This window comes from Maritimibacter alexandrii (genome assembly GCF_005871115.1).
Lineage (GTDB): Bacteria > Pseudomonadota > Alphaproteobacteria > Rhodobacterales > Rhodobacteraceae > Maritimibacter > Maritimibacter alkaliphilus.
In genome coordinates, this window is record NZ_SWKQ01000009.1 from 341,124 (window position 1) to 353,416 (window position 12,293).

Below are 12,293 nucleotides of genomic sequence, written 5' to 3' on the forward strand. Positions count from 1 at the left end.
GTCAAGGATCGCGCCAGCGACCGCGCCCCGGCGCGGCTCGTCCTTGACGCGCAGGCGACTCGCCCCATGCTGGACATGGCGCCTTGAGGGGCGGATCGCCCCCTCAAGCGCCTCCCCAGCCCATGCTCCGACCGTCGTCGCGAGCGCCGTCGGGCAAGGGCGCCCACCGCGTGTGCCCGCCCGAGGCGGGGACGCGCAAACCCGGCGCGGGCGTCAGCCCGCACAATTCGGGAACTCTACCGCCGCGACAGCGCCAGAACCGCCGGGATGATCGCGGCGGAGGAAACCGCCACGGCGGCGAAGGACAGGCGCAGACTGCCCAGTTCCGCGAGCCCGCCCATCAGGGCCGGGCCGATGAAGAACCCCATCAATCCCAACATCCAGGCCCGCGAAATGGCGATAGACCGGGCCGGACCTTTCACTTTTCGCGCAAGGATCGAGTTTGTCGAGGGCACGATGACCGCAACGCCGAGCGCGGTCAGAACCACCCCGCCATGCATCACGATCTGGCTCGGCGACAGGGCGATCACGATGGCCCCGATCACCGCCAGCACCGCCGAGGACAGGATCAGCCGTTCGGCCCCCAGTCGCCGCACCAGCGCCTGCCCCGACAGGCGCGCGGCCCCCATGACGAAGCCGAAGACGGCGGGACCGAAGCTGCCCTCGCCGACCGCGCCGCCGAGCGTGCGTTCGATGAACAGCGCGGTCCAGCCCTCGGTCGCGTTCTCGGCCACGAAGGAACAAAACAGCATCCCCCCGGCTAGAAGCACCACGATCATGGGCGGACGCGCCGGGCCGCTCTCGGCCTCGTCATCGCCGCTCGACGGGTCGCGACTGTCCCACCCCAGCACGGCATAGGCCAGCGCGACGCCGGACAGGATCATCGCGATGGTCCTGAAATCCCAGCCACCGCCGCGAAGCCCCGCGATCAGAAGCGCCGTGATCGCAAAGGAAAAGGAATAGGCCGCGTGGTTCAGGTTCATCAGATGCACATCGCGCCGCGCCTCGACATGGGCGATGCGGATATTCGCGGTCATATCCGCGAAGGCGACCGCGAAACCGCCCGCGAACAGCGCGCCGGCCAGAGCCAAAGGCGTATCGGCGACGAGATACAGAAGCAGCGTCAGCGCGATCAGGATCGCCGCGACCGGCAGAGTGTATCCGCCATACCGGCGCGCAGCCCAGGGGGCCGCCCCCATCGCGAGGATCGAGGCTGCGGCGGGCGCCACCAGCACCGCGCCCATCACCCCGTCCGAGGCCGCCACATGCGCCTTGACGTCGGGCATCATGCCCGCGAGGCCACCCCAATAGACGCCCGTCGCCATCAGGACGAAGGCCGGTCCGCGGGAGATTCTGAGGGCGTCGAACAGGGTCATGCACCGGGACCGATAGCGCAAACGGGAACGGGCGTCACGACGCATTCGTGTTTCGTCGCGGGCCTGCGCCCCCGGCCGGTCCATGAGAGGGGTACTGCCCCTCGTACCCCCCCCCCAAGTATTCGGAGAACGATGAAGAAAAGGGTATCCGTTTCGCCCGGCCCGGCGGGCCACCGCGAGGCCGCCGGGGCGCGCGCGCTTTTTCCCTTCCCAAACCCATGATTCCCGCGTATACGCGCACACTCATGCGGGGTTGCACCCTTGGAGGAACGCCGCAGACCTTTACAATCTGGAGAAAACCCATGGCTGGTGAAATACCTGACTTTCACGCCACGGTACGGACGGGGACGGGCAAGGGGGCCGCTCGTCAAGCACGCCGCGAAGGCAACGTACCTGGTATCGTGTATGGTGGCGACGTCGATCCGCTGCCGATCAACATCAACTTCAACATGCTTCTCAAGAAGCTCAAGGACGGTCGTTTCCTGTCGACCCTCTTCAACCTCAAGGTTGAAGGTCAGGACGATGTCCGCGTGATCTGCCGCAACGTGCAGCGCGACGTGGTCAAGGATCTTCCGACCCACGTCGATTTCCTGCGCCTGCGCCGCACCTCGCGCATCAACCTGTTCATTCCCGTCGAGTTCATCAACGAAGAGAAGGCTCCGGGCGTGAAGAAGGGTGGCGTGGTCGTGCACGTTCGTCCGGAAGTCGAGCTTGATGTGGTCGCGGGTGACATTCCCGAAAAGATCGTCGTCGATCTCGCCGGCCGTGACATCGGTGACGTGATCCACATCTCGGACGTCGAACTGCCGCAGGGCGCCAAGCCGACCGTCGAGCGTGATTTCGTGATCGCCAACATCTCGGCCCCGTCGGGCCTGCGCTCCGCCGGTGCGGACGAGGACGAGGGCGAAGCCGAAGAGGATGTGACCGAGGGCGAAGAGGCGTAAGTCTCTTCCCATCGTGGAACAAAAGAAACGGGGCCGATCAGGCCCCGTTTTTCATTTATCGCACCTTTGCAGCACGATGACCTCGCCCCGAGTGCCCCACGGCATGAGCGTCATGTTGTTTTTCGACATGCCGTCGAAGATCGCCTTCACCGCCGAGGGTGGATACTGGCTGGTGTGGATCTCCATCACCACCATGCGCACGCAGGGCGGCCAGGGCTGCTGGCACAGTTCCAGTTCACCCCCTTCCACATCCATCGACACGATCGTGGGCTGGTGTTCGTCGAGCAGCGCCGACAGCTTCAGCGCGGGCACCTCGACGATCTTGTCGGGATTGGTCTTTTCGTTCGCGATCGAGGACGACCAGAACGCATCGCGCGCCGCGAACAGAACCGTATCCTCGTCGAAATTGTCGGCTACCACGGCGCCGTGCAGCACCCGCGTCGCCTGCGCCCCGTTTTCGTCGAGGTTGTGGCGCAGCGCCTCCATCATCACCGGGTTGCCCTCGACCGAGATCACGTTCTCGGGCCCCGCCGCGCGCCCGGCGATGATCGAGATGTAGCCGGCCCCCGCCCCGATATCGAGCACCTTGTCGCCCGGCTTCACATGCCGTTCGATCGCGTCGCGCTCGTTCCATTCGTAGCGGCCCGTCTCCAACGCCACCCGCAGCGGCTTGGTCAGCGCCTTGCCCGGCACGCGAAGCGTGATGTCTTTCAATGTGAATTGCGCCATGGTCCGCCCTGCCCGGTTTTGGCGACGATCCTAGACCGGGCGGGGTGAAAGTCCAGCGGGACGGCAGGACATTTACCTCGCGCCCGTCCGCCCCTAGATTGCCGCCATGAAACTCTTCGTCGGCCTCGGCAATCCGGGCAGCAAATACGCGGGCAACCGCCATAACATCGGCTTCATGGCCGTGGACCGGATTCGCGAGGATCACGGCTTCGCCCCGTGGCGGTCCAAATTTCAGGGACAGGTGAGCGAGGGCAACCTGGGTGGCGAGAAGGTCATCCTGCTCAAGCCCGAAACGTTCATGAACCTGTCGGGTCAGTCGGTGGGCGAAGCGATGCGCTTCTACAAACTCGACTCGACGCACGTGACGGTGTTCCACGACGAGCTGGACCTGCCGCCGTTCAAGGTGAAGTTGAAGCTGGGCGGGGGCCATGCGGGCCATAACGGGTTGCGCTCGATCCACCAGCATATCAGCCCGCACTATGGCCGCGTCCGGCTGGGCATCGGCCATCCGGGCCACAAGGACCGCGTGTCGCCCTACGTGCTGTCCGACTTCGCCAAGCAGGAAGAAAAGTGGCTCGACGACATGCTGCGCGGCATCTCGGACGGGGCCGAGCACCTTGTGAGCGACGATAACGCCAAGTTCACCAATGCCGTCGCGCTGCGCACGGGGGGTGCCAAACCCAAGCCCGAAAAACCCGCGCCGAAACCCGCCCCTGCGAAGGCAAAGGAGCCGCCGGCACCGCAGGAAGACCGTTCACCGCTTCAGAAACTGGTCGACAAGTTCAGATGACTATCGCCACCGCCTTCCGCGAACAGGCCAAGAGCAACGAAGCTCTAGGCTCGCCGTTCTCCGCCCGTGTCTTGCGCCTTGTCGCCGACCGCATCGCACCGGGTAGCCCGGTGATGGACCGGATGCTCGCCTTCGAGGGCGACATCGGCCCCTCGGGCCAATCGGTGCCCCTGCGCCTGCTGGGCGGGCTGCACGCTCTGGTACTGGCGGGCGAAGACCCGGAACTTGCTGCCTGTTACCCGCCGAACCCGGCGACGGACGACGCGACGCTTGGCGCCGCCCTCGACGCGGCGCTTGCAACCCGGACCGACACGCTGCTCACCTATCTCGCGCTGCCGCCGCAGACGAACGAGGTTCGCCGCTCGGCGGTGATGATCGCCGCCGGTCACTGGCTCGCCGACCGCTATGGCCTGCCCTTCGTGCTGACGGAATTGGGCGCGAGCGCCGGATTGAACCTGATGTGGGATCGCTACGCGCTCGACCTGCCCTGCGGCTATCGCGGGCCCGCCGATCCCGCCGTGACGCTGTCGCCCGACTGGACCGGCCCCTGCCCGCCCGAAGCGAAGATCGAGGTTACGGACCGGCGCGGGATCGACGTGGCCCCGCTCGACGTGCACGACCCGGCGGATGAACTTCGCCTGCTGTCCTACCTCTGGGCCGACCAGCCCGAGCGGATCGAGCGCACGCGGGCGGCGATCGCGGTCTATGACGCGCAGGTGGATCAGAGCGACGCCATGTCGTTCCTGCCGATCCGCGTGGCGATCCGGCGGCCCGGCCACATCCACCTCGTGTTCCACACGATCGCGTGGCAATACTTCCCGCCCGCCACCAAGGCCGCCTGCGAAATCGCGTTCGAAGCGGCGGGCAAGGCCGCGACCCTCGACGCCCCGATCGCGCGGCTGTCGATGGAAGCCGACGGACAGGGGCCGGGCGCGGCCATGACCCTGACCACATGGCCCGGCGGCGAGGTGCATAACCTTGGCCGCGTCGATTTCCACGGGCGTTGGGTGGACTGGCAGGCCCCCTGACGCCATAGTCCGGGCATCGGGAGTGTTATCATGCGCAAACTGGGTTACATCCTCGTCGCCATCGTCGCGATTGCCGCCCTGATCGGCATCACGCGCGGCGAGGAACTCAAACGTCTCATGGCCGTGCAGACGCTGTTCGACGAGGGACGCATCGTCGAAAATTTCTCGAACATGGACGCGCTGTTCAACACGGTTCCGATGTCGCGCGGCGACGGCCCGGTTTCGGCCTTGCCCGAGGGCGAGGCGATGACGCTGCCCGCCGGGATCGACGACTGGATCGAAACCCGCACCGTGACCGCGATGGTCGTCCTGTCCGGGGGCGAGATCGTCTATGAGGACTATTACCAAGGCACCTCGCCCGAAGATCGACGCGTGTCATGGTCGGTCGCCAAAAGCTGGCTGTCGGCCCTTCTCGGCATCATGATCGACGAGGGCGTGATCGCCTCCATCGACGATCCGGTCACCACATATGCCCCATCGCTCGAAGGGACGGCCTATGACGGTGCCACCATCGCGCAGGTTGCGAACATGGCCTCGGGCGTCGCGTTCGACGAGGATTATCTGGACTTCTGGTCCGACATCAACCGCATGGGCCGCGTGATCGCGCTTGGCGGGTCGCTTGACGATTTCACCCGCGACCTGATGGATCGTCGCGCCGAGCCGGGGGCGGAGTGGTATTATGTCTCGATGGATACCCATGTGCTTGGCATGGTCATTCGCGGCGCGACGGGCGAACGCATTCCACCGCTTCTCGAAGACCGGATCATCGAGCCGCTCGGGCTGGAAGCCGACCCCTATTACATGGCCGACGGCGACGGAAATGCCTTTGTGCTGGGCGGTCTCAACCTGCGGACCCGCGACTATGCCCGCTTCGGCCAGATGATCGCGCAGGACGGCATGTGGCAGGGCCAGCAGATCGTTCCCGCCGACTGGGTGGAGGCATCGACGGCCCCCACAGCGCCGACCGCGCAAGGAGAGGCGCGCTATGGCTACCAATGGTGGCTGCCCGCCGATCCGCAGCCCGGCGAGGTATTCGCCATCGGCGTCTATGGTCAATACATCTGGATCGACCGCACCCGCGACGTCGTCATCGCGATCAATTCAGCCGACCGGGGCTTTACCGAACCCGGCGTCTTCGAAGACAATATCGAGAGACTGAGACAGATCACCCGGACCGCCCATGAAGCCAGAACCGATTGAACCGATCAACGTCCTTGGCGGGACATTGCTGCTATGCTCGGACGACCCCAAGACGGGATACTTCCGTGACAGCTATTGCAACACTTGCAACGCGGACACCGGCAATCACACGGTCTGCGCGGTCATGACCGCCGAGTTCCTCGCCTATTCGAAATACGTGGGCAACGACCTGTCGACACCCCGGCCCGAGTTCAGCTTTCCCGGCCTCAAGCCCGGCGATCAGTGGTGCCTGTGTGCCGCCCGGTTCCTTCAGGCCCATGACGAGGGTTGCGCGCCCAAGGTCCGGCTGGAAGCGACCCACGGACGCGCGCTCGAAGTCGTCCCGCTGAGGGTGCTGGAAGAGCATTCGATCTGAACGACCCGAAAAAAAGTTGCGGCCCTTGATTTGGCCTTGGCTGGCGTCCGGCCCCCGAAGCGAACAGTCACTTCAAAAAAATTCTCTTTGTTTCCAGCACCAACTGAACTGGCACGAGTCCGCCCCGTGAAAAGTTTCAGCCGATAGCCCATTGGAAAAATTAAAGTTTTTTCGCAACCGAGACAGGAACTTTCGGACTTTGAGGCTGTTGTCCGGTCACAGCTTCCAACGGGGGGCGCCCTCATCCGGCCACGACGGTCGATGCGATCCCGGCGACCAACGCATTGGAAGGGGCATCCAAGGGGTGCCACAGCAGATTGGAGAGAGATTATGAACCGCTTTGCTACGATGACTGCAATCGCCCTTCTGGCCGCTACGCCTGCCGCGACCGCTTTCGCACAGGACTCGGCCCAAGCTGAACTCAACCAGGAAGTCTATGCGATGGGCATGGCCGAACTGCGCGGCGATGGCTACAACGTCGACTCGGTGCGTCAGGACGGCGAAGGCTCGCTGACCTTCATGGCCCGCAACAACACCAATGGCCGTATCCTCATCATGAGCGAAGACGGCGAAGTCATGTCGGACACGATGACCGACCTGAGCGCCTCGGCCGCGATCGAAGCCGAAGGTGACGAAGACGGCGGCTCGCTGAGCGCAATGGCCGACTCCGACACCATGATCGGTGTGGAAACCATGTCGGACGATGGCGACGACTCGGGCAGCCTGTCGGCTGGCGTGGGGTCGGACACGAACATCGGCATCGACGCTGAAGGCGACGATGGCGACGGCTCCGCCTCGGTCAACGTCGGGACCGGCCTTGACGTCGGGATCGACGCCGAAGGCGACGACGGCGGCGACTCCGCCTCGGTCGGCCTTGGCGCTGGCGTGGACGCCGGTGTGTCGGTCGAAGGCGAAGGCGACGATGGCGACGGCAGCGCGTCCATCGGCCTCAACACCGGCCTGAACCTTGGCCTGTCGGCTGACAGCGACAGCTAATCCGGGGTCGCACGGTCACACAGCTGACCGACAGACCTGACCTTTGCGAGAGGCGGCACTTCGGTGCCGCCTCTTCGCATTGCGGAAGCGCCACAACTTTCACGCGAAACGATTTGTTGCGTCTCAATTGGGAACTGATCCGGGCCGCCGGCAGTTTGGCCAACATGTAGGTTACGTGTTCAGCCCGATGGTCGGGCGGGTTCGTCCGATCAAGCCTCGGGTTGTCGCGTCCCCATCTGGGTGGGGGTCACCGCAGACCGAAGAGGACCAGACAATGACTTTTACGCAACGTGTTTCCGCAGTAACGATCGCCGCTGCCTGTTCCGCAGCACCGACCATCGCACAGACGGCTTTGAACGACAGCGTCTATCAGATGGGCACCACGCAACTTCGCGCCGAAGGGTATTCGGTCGGCACCGTTCGCCAGGACAGCCTGGGGCGGCTGACGTTTTACGCCTGCGCCGGTGACGACGGGCGGATCCTGATCCTGTCCGAAGACGGCAACGTGGTGTCGGATGAACAGGTCGCCTGCACCGGCGACCTGCGCACCGCCGCCCGCCAGTCCGTCACCACGCCGATCGGCCCGGACACCGGAAACGGTCGGACGGGCGGTGCCGCGTCCGACGATCCGACGACGCCGCCGGGTGACGGCGACGACATGGCTGGCGGAGATAACCCCGGCAGCGATGGGCCTGCGACCGACGGCAGCTCCACCGGGGCGGATGTCGCCGCTGGTGTCGACGCAGACGTGGGCGTCGGCGTGGCTGGCTCGGACGGCGGTGCAGGTCTTGCGGCAGAGGCCGGAGCCACCGTCGGCACATCCGGCACGGACGGCTCGTCCGGTCTCGGTCTCGACGCCGATGTCGGCGCCGCGGTCGGGTCGTCGGACGGGCAATCGGGCCTCGAGGCCGATGTCGATGCCGACGTCAGCGCCTCGGGCAGCAAGAACGGCGGACTGGGCATCGGCCTTGATGTGTCCGTGGGTCTCGGCTCCTGACCGCAGGGGCGAAATCACATCGGTGGGGACAGGGTGGCGTCAACGCTTGGCGCCACCCTTTTTCGTAAAAAATCAATCATTTGAAAAAAACGCACCGGGGTGAGGAACCAAATGATCGAGTCTCGTGTTGGCAGACCATAGCGCCCGGCGGGCGGTCCTCGACGGACCATGAGGGTCCACGTGAACTGACCGCCAACAGCAGCCGGGGCCCGCGGTTAAACGAGACGCGGGGACAACAGGAGACTGAAGTTATGAAACGCAAGCTGATGACCCTTTCGACCGTCGCCCTTATCGCCGGCACGGCCGCTTTCGCTCAGAACGTGGAATCGGGCCTGAATCAGGAAGTCTATGCCAAGGGCATGGCCGACCTGACCGCCGAAGGCTACGACGTGAACACCGTGCGTCAGGGCCGCGACGGCAACCTGACCTTCATGGCGTCCAGCGACGCTGGTGGCCGCATTCTGATCCTCGACGCCGACGGCATGGTCGTGTCCGACACCATGACGCAGATGGAGATGGGCGTGGACCAGTACGCCGCGACCACCATCTTCACCGACGAAGAGATCGAAGACTCGGATGACACGAACGTCAGCAACCAGACCACCGAGATTCTGCCGGAAGAAGGTTCGATCGATCCCGACATCGACATCGACCTGAACACCCGGACCGAAGCCGGTGGCGGCGCTGAAGCCACCAACGATCTGGAAGAAAGCGCTTCGGCCGACGCCGAGACGGAGTCCGATACGGAAGTGAAGAACTCCACCAACTAAGTGAGGTCTCTCTCACGGATCAGAGGCGGCGCAGTGCGCCGCCTCTTTTCATGAGCGGACTTCGACGTCGCGCGTCTTGGCCGCGATCTCATGCGGTTCGGGGACGGTCGGTGGTGGAAAGTCCTGCATCACCTGATCGTCCATCAGCGTGTCAATCAGGTCGCTCAACATCTGGGCCCGGCCGCTCACCCCCGCTTTTCGATAGATGGCGTTGGTCTGCGCCTTGACCGTGCCTTCGGACGTGCCCCTGACCGCCGCGATATCGGCCAGGCTCATCCCCTTGATGGCGAACAGCGCCACGTCACGTTCGGCAGGCGTCAGGGCCCAGTCGTCGAACCGTTTGGCCACGAGGTCCAGAAACGCCGCCGACGCCTCGCGCAGGCGCTCTTCGGCCAGCCGGTGGTGGCGGCGCACCCGCGTCAGAGCCAGAACGCCCAGCACGAACCCGAGCAGGAGCCCAAGCGCAGCCCCGATTTCGATGAGCTCGCGCATCCGCCACGGGATCGGCGTGCTTCTGAACCCGATGCGCGAGGAAAGAATATCGGAAATGAAGAACCCGGCGCAGAGCGCCTGAACGACCAGCGCGATCACGATGATGACCCGGTCCTGCGCCAATCGCCTCCGCCCCTGCATCAATCGTCATCCTCACGATCGGAGTCGCGATCACGGTCGTCGTCGTCGTAATCGTCGTCGTAATCGTCGTCGTCATACGAGTCTCTGTCGTCGCGATCGTCCCGCCCCGAGCGGCCACTTGAGCCCGACGATCCGCTTCGGTCGTCGCGGTCGTCCCTGTCGCTCACCCCGGACGGATCGAGGATCTGCGCCTGGGACCGGGAAGAGGACTCGGAGCGCACCTGCCAGAAATCGCGAAGGATCTCGCCCGTGTTCGTGTTCACGACGATTTCGCGATGAAACTGGTCTGAGGTGGCGAAAATCCGGGTTCTGCCCAGCAGGGTCGTCGAGACCTGCATCCGCGTGAACCCCTGTTGCGACAGGCTTCGCATCAACGTGTCGAGATCCACGTCGGCGCGGGCGAGCCCGGTGCCCGCCAAAAGCCAAACCGCCACGATCACGAGACGCCGCAAATCCATTCCTCCCGCCCGCAAGATGGCACGCCCCCACCCGATGCCGCAATCGCGATGGGAGCGTTCCTGTGTCGCAGGCTCAGTCGTCGTCGCGATCTTCGCGATCCCGACCGCCATGGTCACGGTCTTCGCGGTCGCGGTCGCGCCCACCGTGATCGTCGTCGCTGTCATGTCCGCCGTGGTCGTCACGGTCGCGGTCACGGTCCCGGTCACGGCCGCCGTGATCGTCGTCGCGGTCATGGTCGGGACCGTCGTCGTCATGGGCGAAACCATTGGTGGCGCTGCGCTGGCCGCTGCGGTCCCGATCCCGGTCACGGTCACCGAAGCCGAACGTGCCCTGACGGCTGTGCGTTTCTTCCTTCATCAGCACGCCTTTCCCGTCGTAAATCCGTTCCACCGAACCGTTCGGGCCGTGGGCTTCGATCTTGACGCCATTCAGTCGGTTCTTGATTTCGACCCGCGTGAATCCTTCGCCTGCGAGCCCCTTCACGATCTCGTTGATCGTGTCCTGCGGCGCGGCCGTAGCGATGCCGGCCGACAGCAATACGGCTGCCGTCACTTTAAAAATGTCGAGTTTCATTATGCGTTCCTTTGCGTTCTCCTCCGGTGCCTGGATCGTGGCACCCGAGAAGAGGCTGCGGCGAACGCATGGGTCAGGCTATGAGCGTCGAGTTTATGACCGGCGTTTTAAACCCGGCGCAGACGGGTCTAAACCTGAGTTTATAGGCCGATCACTAGTCGCTCAGACCCGCCATATCCGTGCCCAGCGCTTTGGCGACCGTGAAAATGTCTTTGTCGCCGCGCCCACACAGGTTCATGCAGATGATGTGATCCTTGGGCAGATCGCCCGCGATTTTCATCACATGGCCCATCGCGTGAGACGGCTCCAGCGCCGGAATGATGCCTTCGGTCTGGCACAGAAGCTGGAACGCTTCGAGCGCCTCGGTATCTGTGATCGACACGTATTCGGCGCGACCGATGTCATGCAGCCACGAATGCTCCGGCCCGATGCCCGGATAATCCAGACCCGCCGATATCGAATGCCCTTCGAGGATCTGACCGTCTTCGTCCTGAAGCAGATAGGTGCGGTTGCCATGCAGCACGCCGGGGCGACCGCCGGTCAGCGACGCGCAGTGCTCCATCTTTTCGTTCACGCCCTTGCCGCCGGCTTCGACGCCGATGATGCGCACGGATTTGTCGTCGAGGAACGGATAGAACAGGCCCATCGCGTTGGACCCGCCGCCGATGGCCGCGATGATGGTGTCGGGAAGGCGCCCTTCCGCCTCCATCATCTGTTCCTTGGCTTCCTTGCCGATGATCGCCTGAAAATCGCGGACCATCGCCGGATAGGGGTGCGGGCCGGCCACCGTGCCGATGCAGTAGAACGTGTCGCGCACATTGGTCACCCAGTCGCGCAGCGCGTCGTTCATCGCATCCTTCAGCGTGCCGCGACCGGAGGTCACCGGAACGACCTCGGCCCCCAACAGCTTCATGCGGAACACGTTGGGCGCCTGACGCTCGACATCATGCGCGCCCATGTAGACGATGCATTTCAGCCCGAATTTGGCGCAGACGGTCGCCGTCGCCACCCCGTGCTGGCCCGCGCCGGTTTCGGCGATGATCCGGGTCTTGCCCATACGGCGGGCGAGGATGATCTGCCCCAGCACGTTGTTGATCTTGTGCGCGCCGGTGTGGTTCAACTCATCCCGCTTGAGATAGATTTTCGCCCCGCCAAGCTCTTCGGTCAGACGCTCGGCAAAATAAAGCGGCGACGGGCGGCCGACATAGTGCTTCCACAGGAATTCCATTTCGTCCCAGAAGCTCTGGTCGGTCTTGGCATGTTCATACTGCGCTTCAAGCTCGAGGATCAGCGGCATGAGCGTCTCGGACACGAAACGTCCGCCGAAATCGCCAAACCGGCCCTTCTCGTCTGGGCCGTTCATGAAGGAATTGAAGAGATCGTCAGCCATATCGCGCTCCCGGGCAGTCTTGCCCGTTCCTAGAATAGGCATCGGGCAAGAGC

14 protein-coding genes are annotated in these 12,293 nt (G+C 64.4%); 8 read left to right on the forward strand and 6 right to left on the reverse strand.

The annotated features are described in order from the left end of the window. Positions 1-236 precede the first annotated feature (236 nt). Entirely contained in the window at positions 237-1,376 is a 1,140-nt protein-coding gene (locus FCT00_RS02445; protein WP_008334287.1) for an MFS transporter, read from the reverse strand. Between the two features lie 302 nt (positions 1,377-1,678). On the opposite strand from FCT00_RS02445, the gene FCT00_RS02450 reads away from it, so the two are divergent. After that, positions 1,679-2,320, forward strand: a complete 642-nt coding sequence (locus FCT00_RS02450; RefSeq protein ID WP_040885193.1) for a 50S ribosomal protein L25/general stress protein Ctc — start codon at positions 1,679-1,681, stop codon at positions 2,318-2,320. Positions 2,321-2,371: 51 nt separating this feature from the next. On the opposite strand, the gene FCT00_RS02455 is transcribed toward FCT00_RS02450, so the two are convergent. Beyond that, complete coding sequence (locus tag FCT00_RS02455) at positions 2,372-3,049, reverse strand: FkbM family methyltransferase (protein ID WP_138421710.1); 678 nt, start codon at positions 3,047-3,049, stop codon at positions 2,372-2,374. Positions 3,050-3,155: 106 nt separating this feature from the next. Between FCT00_RS02455 and pth the strand changes: the two genes are divergently transcribed. The 7 genes from pth (at position 3,156) to FCT00_RS02490 (ending at position 9,185) form a co-directional block, all read left to right on the forward strand. Then, entirely contained in the window at positions 3,156-3,839 is a 684-nt protein-coding gene (gene pth, locus FCT00_RS02460) for an aminoacyl-tRNA hydrolase (RefSeq protein ID WP_138421711.1), read from the forward strand. Then, positions 3,836-4,867, forward strand: a complete 1,032-nt coding sequence (locus tag FCT00_RS02465; RefSeq protein WP_138421712.1) for a DUF2332 domain-containing protein — start codon at positions 3,836-3,838, stop codon at positions 4,865-4,867. Before pth ends, FCT00_RS02465 begins: the two co-directional genes overlap by 4 nt. A 30-nt stretch (positions 4,868-4,897) precedes the next feature. Beyond that, the gene (locus tag FCT00_RS02470; protein ID WP_138421713.1) at positions 4,898-6,067 is read left to right on the forward strand and encodes a serine hydrolase domain-containing protein; all 1,170 of its coding nucleotides are present in this window, start codon (positions 4,898-4,900) and stop codon (positions 6,065-6,067) included. Next, the gene (locus tag FCT00_RS02475) at positions 6,048-6,422 is read left to right on the forward strand and encodes a DUF2237 family protein (protein WP_138421714.1); all 375 of its coding nucleotides are present in this window, start codon (positions 6,048-6,050) and stop codon (positions 6,420-6,422) included. Before FCT00_RS02470 ends, FCT00_RS02475 begins: the two co-directional genes overlap by 20 nt. A gap of 330 nt (positions 6,423-6,752) precedes the next feature. Continuing rightward, on the forward strand, positions 6,753-7,418 hold the full coding sequence (locus FCT00_RS02480; protein ID WP_040885191.1) for a hypothetical protein: 666 nt from the start codon (positions 6,753-6,755) through the stop codon (positions 7,416-7,418). 274 nt (positions 7,419-7,692) lie between these two features. Next, positions 7,693-8,415: a hypothetical protein gene (locus FCT00_RS02485; protein WP_138421715.1), complete on the forward strand. Its 723-nt coding sequence runs from the start codon at positions 7,693-7,695 to the stop codon at positions 8,413-8,415. A gap of 251 nt (positions 8,416-8,666) precedes the next feature. After that, a complete protein-coding gene (locus FCT00_RS02490; protein WP_008334277.1) occupies positions 8,667-9,185 on the forward strand; it encodes a hypothetical protein in 519 nt (172 codons plus the stop codon). Positions 9,186-9,233: 48 nt separating this feature from the next. Here FCT00_RS02490 and FCT00_RS02495 read toward each other — a convergent pair whose 3' ends face one another. From FCT00_RS02495 to trpB, 4 genes are all read right to left on the reverse strand, one after another. Next, positions 9,234-9,818 (reverse strand): helix-turn-helix transcriptional regulator, encoded by a 585-nt coding sequence (locus FCT00_RS02495; protein WP_235888925.1) that lies wholly within the window; start codon positions 9,816-9,818, stop codon positions 9,234-9,236. Then, positions 9,818-10,387, reverse strand: a complete 570-nt coding sequence (locus FCT00_RS02500; RefSeq protein ID WP_235888926.1) for a hypothetical protein — start codon at positions 10,385-10,387, stop codon at positions 9,818-9,820. The genes FCT00_RS02495 and FCT00_RS02500 overlap by 1 nt, the downstream gene beginning before the upstream one ends. Further along, entirely contained in the window at positions 10,350-10,850 is a 501-nt protein-coding gene (locus FCT00_RS02505) for a hypothetical protein (RefSeq protein WP_138421716.1), read from the reverse strand. Before FCT00_RS02505 ends, FCT00_RS02500 begins: the two co-directional genes overlap by 38 nt. Positions 10,851-11,004: 154 nt before the next feature. After that, positions 11,005-12,240, reverse strand: a complete 1,236-nt coding sequence (gene trpB / locus FCT00_RS02510; RefSeq protein ID WP_008334273.1) for a tryptophan synthase subunit beta — start codon at positions 12,238-12,240, stop codon at positions 11,005-11,007. Between the last annotated feature and the right edge of the window lie 53 nt (positions 12,241-12,293).